General features: G+C 63.9%; 18 protein-coding genes and 3 pseudogenes. 7 read left to right on the forward strand and 14 right to left on the reverse strand.

Annotated features, from left to right (window positions below; all coding sequences use genetic code 11):
- Positions 1-29: 29 nt before the first annotated feature.
- Positions 30-830 (forward strand): transglutaminase family protein, encoded by an 801-nt coding sequence (locus LOKHON_RS12215; protein ID WP_017929730.1) that lies wholly within the window; start codon positions 30-32, stop codon positions 828-830.
- Positions 831-841: 11 nt separating this feature from the next.
- Positions 842-1573: a proteasome-type protease gene (locus tag LOKHON_RS12220; protein WP_017929731.1), complete on the forward strand. Its 732-nt coding sequence runs from the start codon at positions 842-844 to the stop codon at positions 1571-1573.
- A gap of 305 nt (positions 1574-1878) precedes the next feature.
- Here LOKHON_RS12220 and LOKHON_RS12225 read toward each other — a convergent pair.
- From LOKHON_RS12225 to LOKHON_RS12255, 8 genes and pseudogenes are all read right to left on the reverse strand, one after another.
- Positions 1879-2781, reverse strand: a pseudogene (locus LOKHON_RS12225) (IS3 family transposase); the annotation flags it as partial.
- A 280-nt stretch (positions 2782-3061) separates the two neighbouring features.
- Positions 3062-4075 carry an IS110 family RNA-guided transposase gene (locus LOKHON_RS12230; RefSeq protein WP_017929732.1) on the reverse strand — a complete coding sequence of 338 codons (1014 nt, stop codon included), beginning with the start codon at positions 4073-4075 and terminating at the stop codon, positions 3062-3064.
- 92 nt (positions 4076-4167) lie between these two features.
- Positions 4168-4317: pseudogene (locus LOKHON_RS15950) on the reverse strand (IS3 family transposase); the annotation flags it as partial.
- 24 nt (positions 4318-4341) lie between these two features.
- The gene (tnpC, locus tag LOKHON_RS12235) at positions 4342-5922 is read right to left on the reverse strand and encodes an IS66 family transposase (RefSeq protein ID WP_110549166.1); all 1581 of its coding nucleotides are present in this window, start codon (positions 5920-5922) and stop codon (positions 4342-4344) included.
- A gap of 64 nt (positions 5923-5986) precedes the next feature.
- Positions 5987-6307 (reverse strand): IS66 family insertion sequence element accessory protein TnpB, encoded by a 321-nt coding sequence (gene tnpB, locus LOKHON_RS12240; RefSeq protein ID WP_211205662.1) that lies wholly within the window; start codon positions 6305-6307, stop codon positions 5987-5989.
- A gap of 26 nt (positions 6308-6333) precedes the next feature.
- Positions 6334-6657 (reverse strand): transposase, encoded by a 324-nt coding sequence (locus tag LOKHON_RS16690; RefSeq protein ID WP_425412393.1) that lies wholly within the window; start codon positions 6655-6657, stop codon positions 6334-6336.
- 177 nt (positions 6658-6834) lie between these two features.
- Positions 6835-6948 (reverse strand): annotated as a pseudogene (locus tag LOKHON_RS12250) (transposase); the annotation flags it as partial.
- Between the two features lie 108 nt (positions 6949-7056).
- Complete coding sequence (locus LOKHON_RS12255; RefSeq protein ID WP_017926954.1) at positions 7057-7803, reverse strand: IS110 family RNA-guided transposase; 747 nt, start codon at positions 7801-7803, stop codon at positions 7057-7059.
- 208 nt (positions 7804-8011) lie between these two features.
- On the opposite strand from LOKHON_RS12255, the gene LOKHON_RS15740 reads away from it, so the two are divergent.
- Together LOKHON_RS15740 and LOKHON_RS12265 are read left to right on the forward strand one after the other, a co-directional pair.
- Complete coding sequence (locus LOKHON_RS15740) at positions 8012-8947, forward strand: calcium-binding protein (protein ID WP_081610529.1); 936 nt, start codon at positions 8012-8014, stop codon at positions 8945-8947.
- A 392-nt stretch (positions 8948-9339) separates the two neighbouring features.
- Positions 9340-9825 carry a hypothetical protein gene (locus LOKHON_RS12265; RefSeq protein WP_017926956.1) on the forward strand — a complete coding sequence of 162 codons (486 nt, stop codon included), beginning with the start codon at positions 9340-9342 and terminating at the stop codon, positions 9823-9825.
- Positions 9826-10081: 256 nt separating this feature from the next.
- On the opposite strand, the gene LOKHON_RS12270 is transcribed toward LOKHON_RS12265, so the two are convergent.
- On the reverse strand, positions 10082-10537 hold the full coding sequence (locus tag LOKHON_RS12270) for a helix-turn-helix domain-containing protein (RefSeq protein ID WP_017926957.1): 456 nt from the start codon (positions 10535-10537) through the stop codon (positions 10082-10084).
- Between the two features lie 216 nt (positions 10538-10753).
- Here LOKHON_RS12270 and LOKHON_RS12275 point away from each other — a divergent pair, with 216 nt between their 5' ends.
- Complete coding sequence (locus LOKHON_RS12275; RefSeq protein ID WP_017926958.1) at positions 10754-11257, forward strand: hypothetical protein; 504 nt, start codon at positions 10754-10756, stop codon at positions 11255-11257.
- 423 nt (positions 11258-11680) lie between these two features.
- Here the strand turns inward: LOKHON_RS12275 and LOKHON_RS12280 are convergent, their stop codons facing one another.
- Entirely contained in the window at positions 11681-12613 is a 933-nt protein-coding gene (locus tag LOKHON_RS12280) for an IS5 family transposase (protein ID WP_026147292.1), read from the reverse strand.
- 1773 nt (positions 12614-14386) lie between these two features.
- Positions 14387-15079 (reverse strand): hypothetical protein, encoded by a 693-nt coding sequence (locus LOKHON_RS16210; protein WP_162561801.1) that lies wholly within the window; start codon positions 15077-15079, stop codon positions 14387-14389.
- Between the two features lie 248 nt (positions 15080-15327).
- Here LOKHON_RS16210 and LOKHON_RS12285 point away from each other — a divergent pair, with 248 nt between their 5' ends.
- A complete protein-coding gene (locus LOKHON_RS12285) occupies positions 15328-16275 on the forward strand; it encodes a tyrosine-type recombinase/integrase (RefSeq protein WP_017926960.1) in 948 nt (315 codons plus the stop codon).
- Positions 16276-16316: 41 nt separating this feature from the next.
- The gene (locus LOKHON_RS12290) at positions 16317-16883 is read left to right on the forward strand and encodes a gamma-glutamylcyclotransferase family protein (RefSeq protein ID WP_017926961.1); all 567 of its coding nucleotides are present in this window, start codon (positions 16317-16319) and stop codon (positions 16881-16883) included.
- An 83-nt stretch (positions 16884-16966) separates the two neighbouring features.
- Here LOKHON_RS12290 and LOKHON_RS12295 read toward each other — a convergent pair whose 3' ends face one another.
- From LOKHON_RS12295 to LOKHON_RS12305, 3 genes are read right to left on the reverse strand one after another with little or no spacing between them, the layout of a single operon-like run.
- On the reverse strand, positions 16967-20296 hold the full coding sequence (locus tag LOKHON_RS12295; RefSeq protein WP_017926962.1) for an error-prone DNA polymerase: 3330 nt from the start codon (positions 20294-20296) through the stop codon (positions 16967-16969).
- Positions 20293-21777, reverse strand: coding sequence for a Y-family DNA polymerase (locus tag LOKHON_RS12300; protein ID WP_017926963.1), 1485 nt, complete (start codon positions 21775-21777; stop codon positions 20293-20295). The genes LOKHON_RS12295 and LOKHON_RS12300 overlap by 4 nt, the downstream gene beginning before the upstream one ends.
- Positions 21692-22276: an ImuA family protein gene (locus tag LOKHON_RS12305; RefSeq protein ID WP_017926964.1), complete on the reverse strand. Its 585-nt coding sequence runs from the start codon at positions 22274-22276 to the stop codon at positions 21692-21694. The genes LOKHON_RS12300 and LOKHON_RS12305 overlap by 86 nt, the downstream gene beginning before the upstream one ends.
- Positions 22277-22730 lie beyond the last annotated feature (454 nt).

The following is a 22730-nucleotide window of genomic DNA, read 5'->3' on the forward strand; positions in this document are numbered from 1 at the left end:
ATCGCCGACATGCCGAGAGGAGCCAAGGGATGCGCCTGAGCATTTCCCACCGCACCGTCTACAGCTACGACGCGCCGGTCGAATACGCGCTGCAACAGCTGCGGCTGACGCCGAAATCCACCGGCGGTCAGAGGGTGCTGAACTGGCACACCAGCGTCACCGGCGGCCGGCGCGAGGTGAGCTTCGAGGATCACCACGCCAACACGGTGGAGCTGGTCTCGGTCGAGCCCGGCGCCACCGAGATCGCGATCCTGTCCAAGGGCGAGCTGGAAATCGAGAACCGCCACGGCGTGCACGGGCCGCATGCGGGCTTCATGCCGTTGTGGCTGTTCGAAAGGCCGACCAGGCTGACGAAATGCGGTGCGCGCTGCCGCAGGTTGGCGCATGGCATCGACGAGAAGCTTTCGCCGCTCGACCGGCTGCACGCGCTCTCTGCCGCCATCTCCGAGGCGGTCACCTATCGCACCGGCAGTTCCGAGGTCGGCACCACCGCCGAGGACGCGCTCGAGATTGGGGCCGGGGTCTGCCAGGACCACGCGCATGTCTTCATCGCCTGCGCCCGCGCGATGGGCATTCCGGCGCGCTATGTGTCCGGCTATTTGATGATGAACGACCGGGTGGCGCAGGAGGCGACCCATGCCTGGGCCGAGGCCTGCGTCCCGGATCTCGGCTGGGTCGGATTCGACGTCTCGAACGGCATCTCGCCGGATGAACGTTACGTCCGGATCGCGACGGGGCTGGACTATGCCGAAGCCGCACCGATAAATGGCTTTCGCCTCGGTGCCGCGCGTGAGGATCTCTCGGTGGCGGTCGAGGTGCGCCAGGACTGATTGGATCCGTCATGACCTATTGCGTCGGCCTCCGTCTCGATCGCGGCTTGGTCTTCATGTCCGACACCCGCACCAATGCCGGCGTCGACAACGTCGCGAGCTGTCGCAAGATGTTCAGCTGGGCCGATGACGACTCCGTGGTGACATTGCTCACGGCGGGCAACCTCGCGACCACCCAGGCGGTAGTCAGCCTGATCGACGAGCGGTTGAAATCGCCCGGCGACCGCAGCCCGTCCATCCTCGGGCAGCCCTCCATGTTCGCGGTGGCGCGGATGGTCGGCGACCTGCTCAAGCAGGAGATCGCGCGCGCCGGCAGCGGCCAGATGAGCGCCGACGCGGGCACCTTTGCCGCGACGCTGATCCTGGGCGGGCAGGTGCGCGGCAGCGCGCCGCGGCTGTTCCTGATCTATCCCGAGGGCAACTTCATCGAGGCGGGCGACGACATGCCCTGGTTCCAGAGCGGCGAGACCAAATATGGCCGCCCGATCCTGGTGCGCGCCTTCGATCCCGCCATGAACTTCGAGGCCGCGGCCAAGCTTCTGATGGTGAGCTACGATTCCACCATCAAAGCCAACCTTTCGGTGGGCCTGCCGCTGGATCTGCAGATCTATGAAACGGACAGCCTGCAGACCGGCAGGACCCTGCGGATTGAGGCAGACGACCCGCAATACCGCGCGATTTCGGATGGCTGGAGCGACGCGTTGCGTAGCGCCTTCGACGCGCTGCCACAGGTCCGCCTCTGAAACGCGACCCACTAAACGTTTTGGATGGGTGGAAGGTTGTCGATGGCGTCCCTTCAAGCGCGAGGGGAGGACGGAGCGCGGCACGGGCTTCGTGACAGGCAAATCATCTTCCATGACCTGACCTGGTGCTGTGGACGGCCTCTGCACCACCGTGGTGTGCGATGATTTGGCCGTTGAGCCAAGTGTGGACGGCCTCTGCGGTGCAAGGGATTTCAATGGCAATGCGCACCAGTCGGGTGCATCCATGTGTTCGGCCTGTTTGCGCAGGTTGAATAGCCCCGCGTTTTTGAATAGCCCCGCGTTTCTTAGACGCCTTCGTGCCTCAGTTTCTGCTGCCGCTCGAACTCGAGGGGCGACAGCATTCCGTTTCGCGCGTGCTTGCGCTTCGGGTTGTAGAACATCTCGATGTAGTCGAACACATCCCGTCGGGCTTCCTCGCGCGTGCGATAGCTCCGGCGCCTGATCCGTTCGCGCTTGAGCAGGTTGAAGAAGCTCTCAGCGACGGCATTGTCATGGCAGTTGCCTCGCCGGCTCATGGAGTGCTCGAGATCGTGGGCCTTCAGGAAAGCGGCTCAGTCCATGCTGGTGAACTGGCTACCTTGATCCGAGTGGATCAGCACTTTGGCCTTCGGCTTCCGGCGCCAGACAGCCATCAGCAATGCTTGCAAGACGACGTCGGTCGTTTGGCGGTTCTGCATCGACCAGCCGACCACGCGGCGTGAAAAGAGATCGATGACGACGGTCAGGTAGGCGAAGCCTTCCTGCGTCCGGATATAGGTGATGTCGGTCACCCAAACCCGGTCTGGAGCTTCCACGTCGAACTGTCGATTCAGGGTGTTGTCGACGACGATCGACGGCTTGCCGCCATACTTGCTGGGGCGGCGCTTGTAGCCGATCTGCGCCTTGATGCCAGCCAGCTTGGTCAGGCGCGCAACACGGTTCAGGCAGACGTTTTCGCCCTGCTCGAGAAGATCGTCGTGCAGCTTCCGCTGCCCATAGACCTTGCCGCTTTCGACCCAGGCCTCCTGCAGCAACTCGGTCTGGCGGCGGTCTTCTTGGGCACGCTTGCTTAACGGCGCCTGCAGCCACGCATAGAAGCCGCTTGGCTGGATGCTCAGGCACCGGCACATCGCCCGGACGGAGAACTGCCCGCGATGCTCGGCCACGAACGCGTATCTCACTTTGCATCCCTGGCGAAATACGCGTCGCCATTGTCGCTCGGACCATTTATGGATGGCTCCCGCGTGGCAAGGGCTTTCATGGCGTTCCGGCGACTGGTCGGTTGCGGCCATTTATTCGGCGTCGGGATTGCAGCTCGAAGGCTGCGCGCCCTGATGAAACTCCGCGTCTCGCCTTGGGTCCCGATCAATGGCACGCGCTCGATGGCGCTCCGGTCCGAACTGGGTGTCCCGGCGATCTGTCCGTCAGTTGGCCATCATGCCACCTTGCACCTCACCATTTCGTCCGAGGCAAAAGGCCTCGTAGCTCTCAGGCTGCGCGCGCGGCCTCGTATTCCGTTCCGTTTCTCAAGAGCGCCCAGACGATCCGGGCCATGCGGTTGGCCAAGGCAATGGCGGCCTGCTTCGCGGTCTTCCGCTGTAGGATCCGCCACAACCAGTCCTCGCCGGGCTGCCCGCGCCGGCGGGAGGTGATGACACCCATGGCGCCGAGATACAGCAGACGGCGCAGGTAGCGGTTGCCCATCTTCGAAATGCGTCCTAGCCGTTCCTTGCCGCCGCTCGAATGCGGCTTTGGCGTCAGGCCAAGCCAGGCAGACAGATCGCGCGAGGTCCGGAAGCCCATCACATCCGGCAGGGTCGCCACCAGCGCGGTTGCGGTGATCAGGCCGACGCCGGGGATGGTCTGTAGTCTCTTGGCCGGCGCGCTGGCCTCAGCCTCCCGGCGGATCTCCCGGGTCAGCTCGCCGATCTTCTCCTGGGTCTGAAAGAACTGCTCGGCCAGCAGGCGGAGCGGTTGTCGCGCAGAAGCCGGAAGATCGGCGCGGTCTCCGGCCTCCAGCAGCCTGCCGATGTTGTGGACGCCCTTGGCCACGACGATGCCGAACTCGCCCAGATGGGCCCGGATGGCATTGGTGACCTGCGTGAGCTGACGGACCAGGAACTCGCGAGCTTTGTGGCAGAGCAGCAGCGCCTGCGTCTCCTCGCTTTTCACCGGAACGAAGCGCATCGAAGGACGTGTGACCGCCTCGCAGATCGCAACCGCGTCGGCCCGGTCCGTCTTGCCGCGCCGGACATACGGCTTGACGTAGGACGGTGGCATCAGGCGAACATCATGCCCGAACCGGCCAAGGGCGCGGGCCCAGTGATGGGACCCGGCGCAGGCTTCCATGCCGACGAGGCAGGGTGGCAGGTTCTGGAAAAACGCGAGCACTTGGCTGCGCCGCAACTGTCGCCTGAGAACGACCGCGCCCTCGGCATCGACGCCGTGAAGCTGGAAGACCGATTTGGCGAGATCGACACCGACCGTGATAGGCTGTTCCATGGATGGCTCCCTTCATGGGTTCAGCATGACAGCACCCAATGTGGCACATTGCGATGCCGGGAGCGGGAGCCATCCACTCCATCAATGGCGCCCCAATGGCGACCCTTTTTTAGGATGTCGCGCTCCTCCGAAACCCGCGCCAGCTCCTTCTTCAGGCGCCGAATCTCGGTGTCCTTCTCCACCTCGCCCGAAGAGTTCTTCGCGAACTTCTTCTTCCAAGCGTAGAGCGAATACGGGCGTAAGCGGCTCCTGCGCCCCACTCGGGATCAGCTTGACGGGTTGAAGTTCCAAGGGAGGAGCTCTTCGATCCGGCCTTGCGGATGGCCGGCGGCGATGGCTTCGAGTGTTGCCTTGAGGTAGGCGAACGGCTCGACGCCGTTGATCTTCGCGGTCTCGATAAGAGAGGCGATGCGGCCCCATGCCTTTCCACCTTCATCATGGCCGGCAAAGAGCGCGTTTTTTCTGTTCAGAGCAATCGGACGCATGAGGTTTTCGACGCAATTGGAGTCGATCTCGACGCGCCCGTCATGAAGGAAGGTCTGTAGCCCGTCCCAGTGGCGGTGGATGTAGGCGAGCTTCTCGCCAAGGCGCGATTTGGCGGAGATGCGCAAGCGCTGCTCTTGCAGCCATTCGCCAAAGGCGGCGACAAGCGGTGCTGTTCGCGCCTGCCGAGCCGAGAGCCGCAGCTCCGGCACCATGCCGCGGATGTCAGTTTCGATCTTGTAGAACTCGGCAATGCGGCGCAGCCCTTCGGCCGCGATCTCCGAGCCGTCGCGGTCGAACACTTCCTTCAGTTTGCGCCGGGCATGTGCCCAGCAATACGCCATGCGGATCGGCTCACCGCCCTTGCGGGAAGGGCGGGCCAGGCGGTTGTAGCCTGTGTATCCATCGACCTGCAGGATGCCGTCGAAGCCGGCCAGGAACGTCTCTGCATTCTCCCCGCCCCGGCCTGGGGCGTAGAAGTAGACCACGCCGGGTGGATCGTCGCCGCTCCAGGCGCGATCATCCCGGGCCAGGGCCCAAAGGAAGCCGGTCTTGGTTCGGCCGCGTCCGGGGTCAAGCACCGGTGCCGTGGTTTCGTCCATGAACAGCTTGGTCGAGGTCTTCAGGTGTTCTGCCAGCCGGTCCACCACCGGCCCCAGATTGAATGCCGCGACGCCGACCCAATCGGCCAAGGTGCTGCGATGGATGTCGATGCCGGAACGGGCGAGGATCTGGCTCTGGCGGTATAACGGGAGGTGGTCCGCGTATTTGCCGACCAGCACATGGGCGATGGCCCCCTCGGTCGGCAGGCCGCCCTCGATCAGGGCGGCGGGTGCCGAAGCCTGACGCACGCCATCGGTGCAGGCACGACAGGCGTATTTGGGGCGAACCGTGACGATCACCCGCAGTTGGGCGGGCACGATGTCCAGCCGCTCGGTGCGATCCTCGCCGATCTTGTGCATCTGCCCACAGCCGCAGGGACATTGCAGGCTGTCGGGCTCGATCACGCGCTCGATGCGAGGCAGGTCCCGGGGCAGGTTACCGCGATTGCGTTTGGCCGCACCTCGAGGCCGGGGATCGGAAGGCGCCTGCGCTTCCTTTTGCTCATTGGCTTCGGCGACCGCTGCCTCAAGATCCTCAAAGGCCAACTGTCGTTCATCTTCGCTGAGCTTCTCGGACCGCTTGCCATGGATGAGATGGTTGAACTCGGCCACCAGGTGCTCGAGGCGCTTGATGATCTCCCTGAGACCGGCCGTTTCGCTCTTGAGGCTTGCCGTTTCGTCCTTCAGCTCACCTCGCTCACGCAGCAGCGCGGCGACAGCTTCACGCTGGTCCTCGGGGATGGCCGACAGGTTTATTTCCATAGCGGAAGGCATGCTTAAAACATACTATAAGCCGCTGGAATTGCACCTTAATTCTTCTGCCGCATCACTCTGCGGCAGCGGGTCGGCGCGCCTCCAGTGCCCGGACCTTCCGCCAGTCCAAGCCGGAAAAAAGAGCCTCGAACTGCACCCGGTTCAACGTCATCACGCCGTCCCGAACCGCCGGCCAAGTGAAGGTGGTTTCCTCCAGCCGCTTGTAGGCCATCACCAGTCCGCTCCCGTCCCAGAACAGGATCTTCAATCGGTCGGCCCGCTTCGCCCGAAACACGAACACGGTGCCGGTGAACGGATCTTCCTTCAGGACCGACTGCACCAGCGCAGCCAAGCCGTCATGGCCCTTCCTGAAGTCCACAGGCTGCGTGGCCACCAGAATACGGACGGTATGGGATGGCATCATCGCGATGACGCCCCGAGCGCGTGGACGATCTCGGCAATGCGCTTCGCCCCGGTGTCGGCGGCGAGTTCGATCGTCACATCGCCGAAGACGAGGCGCAGCCTGTCGGCGGACTGACCCGAGGGCTGCGATGGCTGCGGCGGCCCCGCCTCGCACAGGACGAGCGGTGCGAAGGCCATCGGCTCATCCGGCATCTCGGCGGCGGGCAGGACAAGCTTCCCCTGCTTGGCCAGGCATCGCCATGCCGACAGTTGGTTCGGCTTCACCCCGTAACGCGCGGCGACAGCGTTCACTGTCGCGCCCGGCTCCAGCGTTTCCGCCACCGCCTGGGCCTTCACCGCATCCGGCCACCGCCGATGCCCACTCTCAAAGACCTCGACGCCGAGCGATCTGAGAAACGCAGTTGTAGCTCCCATTGCAAAACGCACTCCCACCTTGCGATGAGTATCACCTCGCAAGCCGGGCGAAGCGCTACAACGTGCCGCTCAAACACCGCTTACATACGGGCTGACCCCAAGCCGCTGCGACACCTCCCTGACCGGGTAGCCTCGCTCGGTGATCTGCGCGACCGCGTCCCGCTTGAACTCGTCGCTGAACTTGCTGCTGCTCATCATGGCCTCCTTGCCTCAAAATTAGCGAAGAAGGCGTCCACAAGACACGGGGCTATTCAATTCGAACTTTGTCTTCCCGCCTGTCGATCTCTGTCGCGGCACGAGGCCCAGCTAGGCCGCGAAGTTGCGCCCGGTGTCGAAGGTGTCGAGATCTGGCGCAAAGGCCGCGACGGCGCCCGCGGTCACCGGCCCGATCCCAGGAATGGTGCACAGCCGGCGCAACTTCTCATCGGTCTTCGTCGCCGCCTCCAGTTCGGCCGCGAGCCGCTCGATCACCTCCGTGAGGTTCGCGATCTGCTCAAGGTAGACCGTCCCCATCTTGCGGACCGGATCGGGCAGGTCCGTGGTCTCGTCGTCGAGGGCGTTCTCCAGCAGCTTCAGGCTCGCCGGTCCCTTGGGCGCCACGAGGCCGAACTCCGTCAAGTGCCCCCGCAACGCGTTGATCAACTGCGTGCGCTGCCGGACCAGACACTGGTGGGTGCGAAACGCGACCGCCCGAGCCTGCGTCTCTGCGCTTTTCACCGCCACAAACCGCATCGTCGGGCGCATGGCCGCCTCCGCGATGGCCTCTGCGTCAGCGCGATCGTTCTTCTGCCGCTTTACGAATGGCTTTACGTAAGCCGCCGGCACGATCCGAACCTCGTGGCCATGCGCTCGCGCGATCCGCCCCCAGTGATGCGAGGTCGCGCAGGCTTCCATCGCCACCATGCACACTGGCTGCTCGGCGAGCAGCGACGCCAGCCGCGTCCTCAACATGGCCCGGTTGGAGAGGACCGCCCCGTTTGACCCAACGGCGCAGGCTTGGCAGCTACCCTTCGCGAGGTCGATCGCCAGCATGCTGATCTTCGTCTTCGTCATCGGTGTACCCTCCACATGGTTCTATAGAACCGTCATGGCATACGAGACGCCGTCCGGCTCCAGGGGCATCCGCTGCATCAGTTCACTGGAACGGCCGTAACCGCGTAGCAAACAAGAGCTAGGCCAGCTCACCGTAGAAGATAGTTGACCCGCCCCACATACCTCTTAAGTTGATTTGCACTGCTATAATGTTGGGGGTGAAGCTAAAATGGCTAAACTATATGCACAATATAGTATAGATATAAATTTTCCTGATTTGAACTGGTATCAAGACTACTGGTGGGACAGTTATTTCTATAATGACTCATACGGCAGCCTCTATGGCTCAACCTACGAAGACCTTTACATAATAAACGGATTTGACGCTTATAACAATTTCGATTTTGGATTGGCTATAACTGGCCGAAATATTGGGGTTAACTATTATTCCGACATTATTGACGGTACAATAACTGGCATCGGAGAGTACTTTTGGGACGACGATGACATATGGTTTATACAAGGAATTTCACTCCCTGCGGTAGAAGTCTACCAAGCGTCACTGACAACAAGTAATGCTGATGATGTGAGGCTGTTGGCTTCCGCACTTTCAGGCAATGATCAATTCTATCTATCAGACTATGATGACGTTATGTCAGGCTTCGAAGGCAACGATATGCTGGACGGCGGCGGTGGTAACGATAAGCTGATTGGTGGAAGCGGCCGCGATGTCCTCGATGGTGGTAATGCGAACGACAGGCTGATTGGTGGTGGTGGGAACGACCGGCTTGAAGGCGGAGCCGGTAACGACAAGCTGAGTGGCGGAAGCGGCCGCGATGTCCTCGATGGCGGTAACGGGAACGATAGGCTGATTGGTGGTGGCGGAAACGACCGACTCGAAGGTGGGGCCGGTAACGATAAGATAAAAGGTGGCGGTGGGACCGATACGTTTATCTTCGACAAAGGCAGCGACAAGCTAGTGGGCGGCGGTGGCCGCGATACGGTCGAGTTCGACGGTGCGTTCGAGGACTACGGCGTGATCTTCGGCAAGAAGGTGATCGTGACATTTGAGGACAACCGCGACGTGCTCATTGGCATGGAGCGGCTCGAGTTTGACGATGTCACCTATGCGCGTCAGAGCGGCGAATGGGTTGAGGTCGGCTAACCCGTATAAAACATGCTGGGCGGAACGAGTGCGTTCCGCCCCGCCATACGATACGCGACTTGCCTGTCGTAGCTTCTATCAGGCGGGCCGTCCAATGACTGCTTCTAACATCTCTTCAGAGACCAGCGGGCTAGGGCGCATCAAGGTCTTCGCCCCGCATGAGATATAAGGTTGGTTGCCTCATCGGACTTGGCTGACTGCAACACCTCGATATACGAACTTACTTTTTCTAGGACTTCGCGTTCTTGCACCTCGCCACGTTCGGGGCAGGGCGCGGGTCTAGAGCCACTGATGAGCTGTCAGGTTTTGGTAGCGGGACTTTTGCTCAAAACATTGAAATGGCTAGGCGCCCGCCACATCTGCCCAACTGACAATGGTTGAAGGGAGGCGGCATGCTGGATTACCACGAACGATCGTATCACGCGGAGAAAGAAGGCCTGCGCGAGTTCGTTGGCCGGGTCCCATGGACCCATTTCGTGACACTGGCCTTCAACGATCCGACCGTCAGTATCGACCAAATGCACGAGCGCCTCAAAAACTGGGATCAGCGGGTCAATCGTCGCATGCTGGGGTCGGCATATAGGCGGAAGCCGCATGAGCGGGTGCTGTGGATGGCCTTCCTCGAAAAGCCAAGGTCAAATCCGCATTGGCACCTCGTGCTGGAACTGACTGAGGAGCAGCTCGCCCGCGAAAACATCGTCGCCAAACGTTCATTCTCTCCTGCTGCCACTCGCGCATGGAGGATCCTGATGCCCAGCGGAACAATTGATATCCAGCGCGTTGAAGACGTCGGCGTGAATGCCTATGTCACCAAGGCGGCAGCATCTGGCATTAGCTTCGAGAACTTCGTTCACTCGCGGCAAATGCTGAAACTCTGATCGACAGCATGTACGCCTAGGTGACGCCTTAGCGTGACAGCAACTGATCGGTTCTGGTCTCGATCATGCGGCTTGGATTTCCAGGCAGCAATTTGAGGCTATGGGGAAAGGCAAAGTCGCCGTGACATCGCGGCATAGCTATCTACCTTCTACTTCTTCTGTCTTATCCGCCGACGAAGTCGGCACGCGCCCGAAGGGCGCCCCCGCCGAAGGCGGGGTATGCAGATCACAAAGGCCCAATGCCGCCATTTCTGGCTCAGATGTCGTCTAGCAGCCGATCCAAGTCATCCTGCTTCTCCTCTTCAATCTGGAAGTGATCGGCAAGCTTGGATAGCTCAACGATGATCGAGGCAAGCGACCGCTTCTGAGGGCGGAAAGGGGCTTTGGTGCTCGCATGCCCCGTGAGGTAGCGCCACCCTTCGACAAGCTTCTCTTCATCCTCGGTCAGGTTGGCCCCGAACTCCGTCTCCAGCATGTGCCAGATCTCAGAGTGGTACTCGGTCATGGCGATGCGAATGAAGCTGGCGGCATCGACCCCGCAGGCCTTAGCCAGCGCCGGGATGCGGTTCAGCGGCACCTTGGTCTCGCCGGTCTTCATCATCGACAGCACGTTCGGCTTGGGCAACCCGGCCTGCTGGGCGATCTCGCGCTGGGTCAGCTCGCTGTTGGCGATGGCGAGCTTCAGGAAAGCGGCGGTGGGGCTGGTGGTCATGGGCATCTCCTTGGTGTTGGCGGCGTTCGACGTCGCCGTGATGCCTTGTGTTAGTCAGCCGGGCTGTGACCGTGCTTTGGACAGTGGCCACGATGCCAGAGTTGGCTGGATATGGCCGGGCTTGGTGGCCCCACCAATACATTCTTGTCGCGCTCTCCAGCTTGCCTTGGATGTGCTATCGTCTCCAAGAGCGAGAGGTTGTCGGGAGGGCTTGTGATGGACGAGGCCGCCACTAGAGACGCGTTGCTTGCAGCTGTCGAAGATGGCGCTGGGCGGCACAGCTCGCTCATAGTGCTCGATGCAGCCCCGCTTCACAGCCTCTGGATCGCCCGCCATCTGCATCTGCTCTTGGAACTGGATCTGACCGTTGCCATTCCCGAGGCAGTCCGAGGGATCTTCGCGGCACATCAGGACTGCCGAAAGGGGCGGGAGGTGATCGCTTTTCTTGATCGAAATACGCCGCCGTTGGAGATCCGCCAGATCGCCCTACATGAATTCTATGGTCATTTTGGCCCCCCGACAGACGCGGCTGAGCCAGTCCCTGTCTTCGCACTTGTTGAAGCCCCGCCTGTTTGGCGGTGCGCAAAGGCACTGCAGCATGTTCAGTTCGTCGATGTCCGCGATCTGGCTTGGGTGGCGGAGGAAGCCGGGCTGCTAGAGAGTGTTCATGAGATTGCCCATGCAATCGAACTTCCAGGCGAAGTCCACGCATGGCGCTGATTGCATCCAAAAGTCATCGCAGGTGAGGCCAAGGTGCCCTGTGCGATCGGAGGCGTCGCGCTGATAAACCCACGGGCGGTGTAAACGTGGAAGGGCGACAAAGTCCGCCGGAGCATTGAATGTTGAGCTTTGACCCGACAATCCTGCTCTTATGCCTCGGGGGTGCCTGCCTGAAGTCGCTCGCCTGTTCGGTGCCAGGCGATCGCCGTGCTAGAGACCCTCAAGCGGGAAAGGTGGCGCAGGTAGGTCAGAGAAGCTCAGAACGCGACGGAGGGCGCCAACTCGGGTTTCTAGGCCGCGGGGCTGGTGATGACAAGATGGCGCTCTATACAACGCTCAGAGCCATTTTGATCTTGGATAGAGTGGCGCGGCGTTGTTGCAGAACTCGGGCTTAAGTCGTATTTGCCCTTTTCCCCAATGAGGTCATCCCACGCGAACGATCTTGGCAGTGCCGAGGGCTGAGAAGCGGTTCATGAGGGCGATGCGGATGTGGACTTCGGCGGTCTGGCGTTCGGGGTCTCTTGCGGCGATGCGCTCCCCGAACGCCTTGAGGCATCGCATCTTGGCCTCGACGCGGCTTCGGACATGGTAGCCGGCCCAGCGTTTCCAGAACGCTCGACCAAAGTGTCGTGTGGCCCGGAGGATGTCGTTGCGGGCGGCAGCTGCCGGCCCATCCTCTTTCCAGGGTCGTCCATTCTTGCGGACCGGGATGATCGCCGTTGCCTGGCGTTCGATGATCGCGATGTGGCAGCGACGCGTGTCGTAGGCGCCATCGGCGGTCACGGTGGCGATTGGCTCATCGTCGGGGATCTGGTCGAGCAGGTCTGGAAGGACCGGGCTATCGCCGTCGCGGCTGGGTGTGAACTCCACGGCGCGGATATCAGACGTGGCCGGGTCCATCGCCAAATGGATCTTCCGCCACTGGCGACGGCCCTGCGGCCCATGCTTGCGGGCCTGCCATTCGCCATCGCCCAGGAATTTGACCCCGGTGCTGTCGACGAGCAGGTTGAGCGGGCCGCCGGCCCGCCGATACGGGACTTGGACGGCTAGGGTCTTCTGCCTCCGGCACAGCGTCGAGTAGTCCGGCACCGGCCAGTCCAGACCCGCCATCCGCAACAGGCTGGCCACCATCCCGGCCGTCTGCCTCAGCGGCAGCTTGAACAGAATCTTGATCGACAAGCAGAACTGGATGGCTCCATCGGAGAAGACCGGCGGACGTCCCGGCCGTCCCTCATGCGGCGCGAGCCACGTCATCTCCCGATCCAGCCAGATCAGCAGGGAGCCTCGCTTTCGCAGCGCGGCGTTGTAAGCGGACCAGTTCGTCGTGCGGTAGCGGGCAGGCATGGGCTTCGTCATGCCGCCCACCTAAGCGGCTGATCCGCTGTGTGAACCGTCAGGCGGGGAGTTCTGCAACAACGCCGAGTGGCGCCTCGCGGTGATGGGGAGAGAGCTGGGAAAGTGTCTGGTGGCGAGACCATCGTTTGATCCGCATTCCCCTTATCCATGCCCGGGCTTGATGACCACCTTGCCGATCCGATGCATGTGCTGATGGCGCCGAGCAGCTAGGCCCACCATCGGTCGTCCCGGCTTGGCCTCCGATCCGGCGGGTTTTGATCTGCTTGGCACGATTTCAGCCCCGACAAAGGCGCGCGGAGTAAGTCTAGAGGTGCGTGAGCGCCGCGTAGGTCGCGATACGATCGAGAGCGGCCATCAAGCCAAGGCGCGCCCCCAATGGCGCTCTTTCGCGAGCTCCCAGCTGGCGGTCGGCAGGCTAGACGGCTCTTGGCGCGCTCGGTTATTTGGAGCGCCGTGCCTGCTAGCCTGCGGCTCTAAGTGCCACTTGCAGACGCAGCCCGCCTGAGGCCTTCATGCCGACTGTCTTCATCGAAGTACCAGGCTGCGCGATGTCCCCCGCGTTTCGCCTGGCTGCCCTCGTCCTGCATCGCCCGCAATGGTTGCGGACAAATGGGTCTTTTGCACTAATTCTTAAGTATAGTTTCATAGATTACTTGATTTGCATGAGGTCAATACTTGTCGGCAGTAAGTCTTCCTATGGAAAAGTGGGAAATGACTTTCGACCGAGCTGCTCTCGCTCAAGAGAGATGCCGTTGGACGAAGAAACGGCCGGGGCGGACCCCGGCCGAGTAGCGCGAATTCTTACAGGCAAAAGGTTCAGTACATACAGGCAAAGGGCATTCGCGTAGTTCATCGTACTCCATGTTGCCACGTCGACTGTTGATGATTTCACAGTTGGCCGGCGATTTTACGTAGCGTAAGTAAGTCGCAATGCGAAGGAAGGACGGTGCTTGTACCGATAGTTGAGGGGCCACCCGGTCGAAGCTGAAAACGGGAGGCCCCGCAACAAAGTATCTTTGGCTATTGCGGTCAGGACGCTACCACCAAGTCGGCGGCTGGCCGAAGATGCGCAGAGGGCGCGAGAGAGCGGCATAGGGCGCGATGGTGCCAAAATATGAGCTGGAGTGGCCGCGGGGCCGGGAGGCGCACCTACGGCGCTCCCTCACGCTTATCTGCATTTGCTTTGATGGCTGTCCTATCGCCGGCCCAAGTCGCTGATGTCTTCGGGCACCGTCTAATAGGTGCAGGATCAGCTCTTCTGTCTCGGTGAAATTGCCTACTTGGTGCTTGGTGCTGATCGTTGCCATCGTGACTGACCTCTTGCGGCGGCGCGGGGTATAGGCCGCCGAATTCGGCCAGCAGCTTTGCGATACTTTCGCGGCGATCTGGTCCATTTGGTAACTCGCAGAGCCGATCTACGAGCTCGGCATGGCGTTCGGCCGCAATGTGGTGAACCGGGGTAGGCGTCTGCATGTCTGACATCCTGACCTTGCCAACCGCACCCGATGTTCGCTGCGCTGTCGCGTGGGTGAACCCCTAACGCTCGCGCGGGGTCGGGCCAAGTGTGGTATTCGAACGTGATCAGGTCTGAAGGTGTACGGGGCGGCGCGCGAACTGGCCGCAATCGGCTGTCTGGCGTGGCGCATATGGTCAGCTGTCGCTAGAACCGTGGCGTTACCCACTCCCATATGCCTCGTAGGTCGCCAAAGCGCGCCATAGGTGGCGATGGTGCCGAAATGTGGGTTTGGGTAGCCGCCGAGGCGGGACGCGCACCTATGGCGCGCCCTGAAGGCGCCGCAAAGTTCGGCCGACGGTCGAGGCCGTCCAAGGCTTGTTGCGCGTGGTGAGCAGGCCGCGACGGTTTGCTTCGCTCGCCAAGGCGGTGTGGTTGGGTGCGATGCCATTGGTCGCCGCGATCTTGGCGCGCAGCTCCTGCAGTTCTCGCGCCTTGCCGTCGGCCTGCGCGCTGCGGGCACGTCGAGAAGCTGCGGCCGCTTCTGCTGTGTGATCGGACGTGGCCAGGTGAGGCCGTGAGCGCCGCGGGACAGGGTTGCTCTGGGTATCGCGCAGTGCGCCGTGTTGGATGATAGCGCGGACCATGGCGGGCGGCATCGCGGACAGTAATGCCTGACGGCTCACATCGATGATCCGTTCGGCATGCTCATGGAGGGCATCTGCCAGAGTGAGGCGGCCCTCGGGCGTCGCATGCTTGAACAGCAGCGAAAGGTCCGACACGAGCAGTGATGTGGGCATGCCGGGCGAACCTAGGTGCTCTAGCGTGCGCTTGAGCACAGGGAGATCCTCGAGGCCACGAGCACGGCGTGCATAGTCTGAGCACCATATCAGCTGCGTGCCTTTTGGTGGGAATGCCCTGATGTGGCGGCCTTGGACTTGCGCGGCTGGATGGCTGCTGAGCTCGATGCCATGCCGGGGGCCATATGTCAGCAAGATGTAGGCGAACGGCATGTGTAGCTCCGTGCATTTACGTATTTTCGGTAAGTGCATGAATCTGTCTCGTCAACCGTCGCGAATGGTCGATCCCACATGGGGGTGCTGAGGGGATGCTGCGGGGTTCAGTCATCTCGAATCGAAAAAACGGAATTTGAGCCCGTTATGCTGCGCGAAAAAACCCCTTAGGAGCATGGGTTTAGGCCCGACGGGCCTCTCCACGTCTCGTATAATGGCGTCAGATGCAGCAACGAAAGATCTGGCCCATGCCGACCGCCCCCAAGACCGTCAATGACGCCTGCCTGAGCTGGCTCAAGACCTGCGAACGCAACCAATTGGAGCGCGCCACGCTCAAGGCGTACCGCAGTCATGCCAACATTCACATCGTCCCGAAGATTGGTGATCTCTACCTGTGCGATCTGTCGCGCAGCCAGGTGCGCGACTTCATGCATGACCTGCTCGATGCGGGCGTGTCGCGCGCGCAGGTTAAGAAGGTGATGATCAGCCTGCGCTCGATCCTCTCCGAGGCGATGGAGCGCGAGTGGATGGAGCACAACGTCGCCACCGACGTGAAGCTCAAGCGTCAGTCGCGTGTGGCCGGTGATGGCAAGGTGATCCCGACCAAGGACGAGATCCGGCTGATCATCGACAAGGCCCCGGCCTCGCACCGCGTCATGCTGATCACCGCCATCTTCACCGGCATGCGGATCTCGGAGTTGCGCGGGCTGAGTTGGACAGGCGTTGACTTCGATCGGCGGGTGATCTGCATCACCCAGCGCGCCGACGAGTTCCAGCAGATCGGCGCGCCGAAGAGCAGGGCAGGGCGACGCGAGATCCCGATGGCGCCGATGGTGCATGACGCGCTGCTGGCGTGGCGCAACGAGGTTGTCGAAGGCGAGCTGAGTCTGGTCTTCCCAAACTCGAAAGGCAACGTGCAGAGCTACTCGAACATCAACAACCGCGTCTACCGGCCGATGATGCGCGAACTCGGCCTTGTCGATGAGGCAGGCAGGCCGCGCTTCGGCTTCCACTCGCTACGCCACGCGGCCGCGTCGCTGTTCATCGAGCAGGGCTGGAACCCCAAGAAGATCCAGACGATCATCGGCCACGCCTCGATCACCATGACGATGGACACCTACGGGCATCTCTTCGAAAGCGCCGATAACGACGTCGCCCTGTTCGAAAAGATGGAGCGCGACTTGATGGCGGCGTGAGAAGCTTGCGGCCGAATGGCCTTGCACCCTATGGGTGAGAGATGACTCCACGCCCGCACTTCTTCGGCTATGGCAGCCTCGTGAACCGCAGCACGCATGACTTCGTCGAGGCCCACCCGGCCCAGGCGCGAGGCTGGCGCCGGACATGGTGCCTGACTGGGCACCGCGACCATGCCTTTCTGAGCGTGGTGCGCGACGCGGCGACCACGATCGATGGCCTGATGGCGCATGTGCCGGGTGGCAACTGGGCTGCGCTCGACGCCCGTGAAGCAGGCTATGCCCGTGTGCGCGCCTGTGACGATGTCGACCACGCTGTTGCTGACCCAGTCGAGGTGGCGATCTACTCAGTCGTGCCGGGCCGCTGGCCTATGAAGGAGCGCATGCCAATCTTGCTGAGCTACCTCGATGTCGTGGTGCAAGGCTTCTTGCATGAGTTCGGCGAGGCCGGGGCGCAGCGCTTCTTCGAGACGACGGACGGCTGGGGGGTCGGCATCGTGAATGATCGTGCCACGCCACTCTATCCGCGGCACCGCGTGTTGACCGCCGAAGAAGGCGCTTTCGTTGACGGCGCGATCGCCATGCGCGGCCTTCAGGTCGAAGCCTTATAGCAGTGGCTCAAGGCCGCGAAGCTGGTCGTGCCTGTAGTTGAAACCGACACCAGATGTTTTCGACCGAGATGCCTGGTAATGCTTTAGTGAAAATCCCGGCTCGGAAACAGCTGCTTCGCCTGATCGCGCGGGTGGTGGATGCGGGGGGCATGCCGCGCGGGTCGGGGCGTGTCGTCGGCCTGCGGCTGGGTGATGCCGATCATCTCGCCCAAGGGGTGACCCAGATCGGAGAGGCGTGGGGAGAGGTCCTCGATCTGCTCGGCGATCAGATGCACGACGATGCCCTCGCGCTGCAAATACCCGGTGACGCGCAACAGCCGCCCGCCCATCACCGCGTGGCGGAAGCGGTCGTAGGTCTTGGGCCAGACCACCACGTTCGAAATGCCGGTCTCGTCCTCGAGCGTCAGGAACACCACGCCCGAGGCGGTGCCGGGGCGCTGGCGGGTGATGACGACGCCGCAGACGGTGAGGCGATGCAGCCGGGTCGTGGCAAGATCGGCATGCGGGGTGAGGCCGGGCAGGCCGGGGCGCAGAAGCTCCATCGGATGCGCGCGCAGGCTGAGCCGCATCGAGACGTAATCCTCGACCACCTCCTCGCCCAGATGCATCGGCGGCAGGTCGACCTGCGGCTCGGCCAGCCCCTCGCCGTCGAGCGGGTCGGCAAAGAGCGGCAGCGGCGCGGGCGCGCGCAGGCCGCGCACCTGCCACAGCGCGTCGCGCCGGGTCAGACCCATCGCGGCGAAGGCGTCGGCCTCGGCGAGCCGCTCCAGCGCGGCGGAGGCGAGCGCGGTGCGCAGCCACAGGCTTTCGGGGTCAGGATAGCCGTTGCGGCGCGCCGCCGCGATGCGGGCCGCGTCGTCCTGACGAAAGCCGCGGATCTGGCGAAACCCGAGGCGCAGCGCCAGCTGCCCGTCGGTGCGCCGCTCCAGCGTGTTGTCCCACGCGCTGGCATTGACGCAGACGGGCCGGATCTCGACCCCGTGCTCGCGCGCATCGCGCACGATCTGGGCGGGGGCGTAGAAGCCCATCGGCTGCGCGTTCAGCAGCGCGCAGGTGAAGATCGCCGGGTGGTGGCATTTCAGCCATGAAGAAACATAGGTGAGCAGCGCGAAGGCGGCGGCGTGGCTCTCGGGAAAGCCGTAATCGGCAAAGCCCTCGATCTGCGCAAAGCAGCGCGCGGCGAAATCGGGCGCGTAGCCATTGGCCAGCATGCCGGAGACGAACTTCTCGCGAAAGGCACCGATCGTGCCCATGCGGCGGAAGGCGGCCAGTGCGCGGCGCAGACGGTCGGCCTCTTCGGGCGTGAAGCCCGCCGCGACCACGGCGATCTGCATCGCCTGTTCCTGAAACAGCGGCACGCCGAGCGTCTTGCCGAGCACGCCCTCCAGCGCCTTTGAAGGAAAGCTCACCCTCTCGATCCCCTGCCGGCGGCGGATATAGGGCTGCACCATGCCGCCCTGGATCGGGCCGGGGCGAACGATGGCGACCTGTATGACCAGATCGTAGAAGGCCTGCGGCCGCATCCGGGGCAAGGAGTTCATCTGCGCCCGGCTCTCGACCTGGAACACGCCGACCGCATCGGCGCGGCACAGCATGTCGAAGGTGGCGCGGTCCTCGGACGGGACGCTGTCGAGCCGCGGGCGGTGCCCCTCGTGCCGCTCCATCAGGTCGAAGGCCTTGCGGATGCAGGTCAGCATGCCGAGCGCGAGGATGTCGACCTTGAGAATGCCGAGCGCGTCGATGTCGTCCTTGTCCCATTCGATGGTGGTGCGTGCCTCCATCGCGGCATTCTCGATCGGGCAGAGCGCGTCGAGACGGCCGCGGGTGATGACGAAGCCGCCGGTGTGCTGCGACAGGTGACGCGGAAAGCCGATGATCTCGCCGATCAGCCGCACCGTCTGGGCCAGCCGCCGGTCCTCGGGGTCGAGGCCCAGCTCGCGCAGGCGCTCGGGGTCGGCGCCGCCATTCGACAGGCCCCAGATCTGCGAGGACAGCCCGGCGGTCAGGTCCTGGCTCAGCCCCATCACCTTGCCGACCTCGCGGATCGCGGCGCGCGAGCGGAAGTGGATCACCGTGGCGCAAAGCCCGGCGCGGTGACGGCCATAGCGGGTATAGATCCACTGGATCACCTCCTCGCGCCGCTCATGTTCGAAATCGACATCGATATCGGGCGGCTCGCCGCGATGGCGAGAGACGAAGCGCTCGAACACCATGCCGATCAGGTCGGGGCTGACATCGGTGATGCCGAGCGCCCAGCACAGGATCGAATTGGCCGCCGAGCCGCGCCCCTGGCACAGGATGCCGATGGAGCGGGCATAGGCCACGATGTCATGCACCGTCAGGAAATAGGCGGCGAAGCCCAGCTCGCCCACGAGCCGCAGCTCGCGATCCGCCATGGCGTGGTAGCGCGCCGGGACGCCATCGGGGCAGCGCCGGGCCAAGCCTTCCTGCGCCAGCCGCGCCAGCCGGTTCTGCGACGGCTCGCCCTCCGCGACCTCGTCGGGATACTCGTAACTCAGCTCCGACAGGCAGAAACTGCAGCGCCCCGCGATTTCCAGCGTGCGGCGGATCGCGGCGGGGTGATTGCGAAACAACCGTGCCATGTCGGGCGCGCCCTTGAGCCGGCGCTCGGCATTGGGCAGGGCACGGGTGCCGATGGCGTCGATGACGCAGCCCTCGCGCAGGCAGGTCAGCACATCGGCGAGCTGGCGCCGCGCGGCGGTGTGCATCAGCACGTCGCCCACCGCGACCATCGGCGCGCCCGTGGCCAGAGCCAGCCGCGCGCAGGCGTCGAACCAGTCCTGATCCGAGCCGTCATAGCGCGGCACGGCGCCCAGAAAGACGTGGCGTGGAAACCGGCGTTGCAGCCGCCGCATCGGCGCCATGGCGCGACCAAGATCGGCGGGGGGGAGCGCGATCAGGATCATGCTCTCGCAGCCCTCGGCCAGATCCTCGAGATCGAGATGGCATTCGCCCTTGCGGGCGCGGCGCTTGCCGAGCGTCAGGAGGCGGCTCAGCCGCTCATAGGCGGCGCGGTCGATGGGCAGCGCGATCCAGTCGGTGTCGCTGTCGCGCAGCACGAGACGCGCGCCGACGATCAGCCGGGGCAAGGTGCCGGTGACCGGGCGCGGCAGGGCGGCGGGCGCGCCTATCGGCTGGCGCGAGGAGGCGTCGGTGCGGTGCTGCGAGCGAATGCGCAGGCCCTCCTCGACCTCGCGCCGCAGCTCCTTGAGCGCGGAATAGGCGCGCACCACCCCGGCGAGCGAATTGCGATCGGTGATGGCGATGGCCGAGAGTCCCAGCTCGGCGGCGCGCAGCACCAGCTCCTCGGGATGCGACGCGCCGGTGAGAAAGGTGAAGTTGGAGGTGACGCCAAGCTCGGCATAACCGGCGGGCTGGGGTGCGGATGTCATGCGAATTCTCCATGCACGAACCAGCCCGGCTGCTGCGGCGTGTAGAACAGCCAGAGCCTGCGCCCCTGCCGGGTCTCGATGCGCCAGTAATCGCGCAGGCCCGAACGCCACGCCGCGTCCTCGTGCCACCATTCCGGCGCGATGCGCTCCGGCCCGATGGCGCGGGCCACGTCGAGCGTCATGCGCCGCCAGCGCAGCCGGTCCGGCGGACGCGGGCCGGTGCCGGGGATCGGCTCGGGCGAAAACAGGCGCAGCGGGCGGGGTGGATGGCCGGACCAGCCGCCGCTGCACGGCGCGCTGCCGGCGGCGGGCACGCGGCGAAAGCTGCGCTCGGGGATGTGACTATCGACCGGCACGAAGCGTTGCACGTTCTCGATCCCGATCCGGGCGCCGATCCGGGTGATCAGGTCGTCGAGCCGCGCCGTGTCGCGCCCCGCCGTGGCGGTGCCGAGCTGCTGCACCGGCAGCTTCTCCACCTGCACCGCCTCGAGCCGCATCCGGTCGATGCCGAACCCCGCATCGACACCCGCGACGCCGCGCTCGAACAGCGGCAGGATGCGGGCGGGATCGCGCATGGCCCGCGCGAGACGCAGCGTGACCTGCTCGGCGCCGCGATCGACCCGGCGCAGCGACAGCTGCAGCGCCCGCGCCCCCGCCTCCTGCGCCGCGAGCCGCGCGCAGAGCCGGTCGAGCAGGCGCTCGACCCCGGCCATCACGTCCGCGGTCAACCCGATCGGATCGGGCAGGCTCAGGCTCACGGCATAGCTCGGCGGGTCGGGCTCGGGCTCGATCGCCTCCGGCTGATCGCCGAGCGCCTGGTCGAGCCGCAAAAGCAGGCCGGGGCCGAAGCGCCGCGCCAGCGGCGGGCGCGCCGTCTCGGCCAGATCGCGGACGCGGCGCAGCCCGAGCCGCTGCAGACGGGTGACCATGTCCTCGTCGAGCCGCAGCGCCGCGACCGGCAGCGGCCCGATGGCCTCCAGCGCCGCGCCGGGCGGGGCGATGCCTTCGCCATGATGCGCCAATGCCCAAGCTGCGCCACGCGTGTCGCCCAAACCCAGCCGCACCGACAGCCCGGCCCGGTCGAGCCGGTCGCGCATGTCGTCGAGCATCTCCGCCTCGCCGCCCCACAGATGCGCCGCACCGGTCACGTCGAGCACCAGCCCGTCGCGCCCCTCGGGGCCGACCCAAGGCGCATAGCGCGTGGCCCAGCGGCGCAGCGCCGTCAGGAACCGCGCGTCCAGATCGGGGCGCGCCGGGGCGCTTTGCAGATCGGCGCAAAAGCCGCGCGCCTCGGTGAACCGCATGCCGCGCCGCAGCCCCGCCGCCTCGGCCCGCGCGTTCAGGCAATAGACCCGCTCGGTGTTGTCGGTCTTGAGCGTCAGCGCGAAGGGCGCCTCAACCGGGCACGCCCGCAGAACCCGGTCGCTCGCCAACCGGGGATACCACATCGAGACGACGCGCCGCGTGATCCCACCGAACATTCCAGGCCCCTTCTGTTCCTGATTTGTTCTTAATAAGAGTCCAGCGCATCAAAGTCGAGTTGGCGCTTTGCGCATCATGCAGCGGCGCGACATGCCAGCGCGTCTCGGCGGCGAGACTGCCGCCGCCCTCCGGCGTCAGGCACAGCCCCGTCGACCCGCCCGCCTTGGCCGCGAGTTGCAGCCGCCGTCCCAGCCGCAGATCGAGCGGCCGGCTGATCTCGATCACCACCAGCGACACCGCCCCGTCGCGCAGCGCCTCCTCGGCGACGGCGAGAAGATCGGCCGGATCGTCGGCGACGGCGCAGAGCAGGTTTGCGGGATCGAAGAACCGGCTCAGCCCGGCGGGGTTGATTGCGGAGGCATGCCAGCGCTCATGCACCCATAGCACATCGCCACCGGCCTGCGCGCAGGCTGCGACAGCGAAGCCGGTCGCATCGGGGCCGGAGGCGTCATGCACTCGGGTTGGGCGCAGGGGGAAGCTGTCGAGCGAACGGGTCATCACAGGTAGGATCTATACCACATTGGAATTTTAGCAGAATAACTGTCCTAGACAGATTCTTGAAATATAGCCGGATGACCATCTCCTGGAACCTGTAAGAGCTCTGCTGACATCTTTTGCAACGATTTGGCTACGTAAATGCACATGCTGCGCCATGTGACGACCTGAGCCTAATGGATTGAAAATCCTCGTGTCGGTGGTTCGATTCCGCCCCCGGGCACCATTCTCTCGGTTTAGCAAGATGCTGGGTTCTGACGCGGGTTGGGGCCTCGACCTTCCCGACATGGTCGGCGCGTCTCGAATGGGATGAACGCCCCGCGAAACCCGCTGCCTCGTGACCCCCTCGCCGCGACATCTCGCGCTGTCATTCGTGGCGCCGGGTGCCGTCGCATTCCTGCGGGATTCCTGCGCATTGCCTGAGCCCCGTATGACGCCACCGGCCCCCTTGATGGAT

This window comes from Limimaricola hongkongensis DSM 17492 (assembly GCF_000600975.2).
GTDB classification, from domain to species: Bacteria; Pseudomonadota; Alphaproteobacteria; order Rhodobacterales; family Rhodobacteraceae; genus Limimaricola; species Limimaricola hongkongensis.

What these genes read in the sequence shown, in the direction of transcription:
- LOKHON_RS12215 (WP_017929730.1), top strand. Translation starts at nt 30, where the DNA reads ATGCGCCTGAGCATTTCCCACCGCACCGTCTACAGCTACGACGCGCCG.
- LOKHON_RS12220 (WP_017929731.1), top strand. Translation starts at nt 842, where the DNA reads ATGACCTATTGCGTCGGCCTCCGTCTCGATCGCGGCTTGGTCTTCATG.
- LOKHON_RS12230 (WP_017929732.1), bottom strand. Translation starts at nt 4,075, where the DNA reads ATGGAACAGCCTATCACGGTCGGTGTCGATCTCGCCAAATCGGTCTTC.
- tnpC (WP_110549166.1), bottom strand. Translation starts at nt 5,922, where the DNA reads ATGGAAATAAACCTGTCGGCCATCCCCGAGGACCAGCGTGAAGCTGTC.
- LOKHON_RS12255 (WP_017926954.1), bottom strand. Translation starts at nt 7,803, where the DNA reads ATGACGAAGACGAAGATCAGCATGCTGGCGATCGACCTCGCGAAGGGT.
- LOKHON_RS15740 (WP_081610529.1), top strand. Translation starts at nt 8,012, where the DNA reads ATGGCTAAACTATATGCACAATATAGTATAGATATAAATTTTCCTGAT.
- LOKHON_RS12265 (WP_017926956.1), top strand. Translation starts at nt 9,340, where the DNA reads ATGCTGGATTACCACGAACGATCGTATCACGCGGAGAAAGAAGGCCTG.
- LOKHON_RS12270 (WP_017926957.1), bottom strand. Translation starts at nt 10,537, where the DNA reads ATGACCACCAGCCCCACCGCCGCTTTCCTGAAGCTCGCCATCGCCAAC.
- LOKHON_RS12275 (WP_017926958.1), top strand. Translation starts at nt 10,754, where the DNA reads ATGGACGAGGCCGCCACTAGAGACGCGTTGCTTGCAGCTGTCGAAGAT.
- LOKHON_RS12280 (WP_026147292.1), bottom strand. Translation starts at nt 12,613, where the DNA reads ATGACGAAGCCCATGCCTGCCCGCTACCGCACGACGAACTGGTCCGCT.
- LOKHON_RS16210 (WP_162561801.1), bottom strand. Translation starts at nt 15,079, where the DNA reads ATGCCGTTCGCCTACATCTTGCTGACATATGGCCCCCGGCATGGCATC.
- LOKHON_RS12285 (WP_017926960.1), top strand. Translation starts at nt 15,328, where the DNA reads ATGCCGACCGCCCCCAAGACCGTCAATGACGCCTGCCTGAGCTGGCTC.
- LOKHON_RS12290 (WP_017926961.1), top strand. Translation starts at nt 16,317, where the DNA reads ATGACTCCACGCCCGCACTTCTTCGGCTATGGCAGCCTCGTGAACCGC.
- LOKHON_RS12295 (WP_017926962.1), bottom strand. Translation starts at nt 20,296, where the DNA reads ATGACATCCGCACCCCAGCCCGCCGGTTATGCCGAGCTTGGCGTCACC.
- LOKHON_RS12300 (WP_017926963.1), bottom strand. Translation starts at nt 21,777, where the DNA reads ATGTTCGGTGGGATCACGCGGCGCGTCGTCTCGATGTGGTATCCCCGG.
- LOKHON_RS12305 (WP_017926964.1), bottom strand. Translation starts at nt 22,276, where the DNA reads ATGACCCGTTCGCTCGACAGCTTCCCCCTGCGCCCAACCCGAGTGCAT.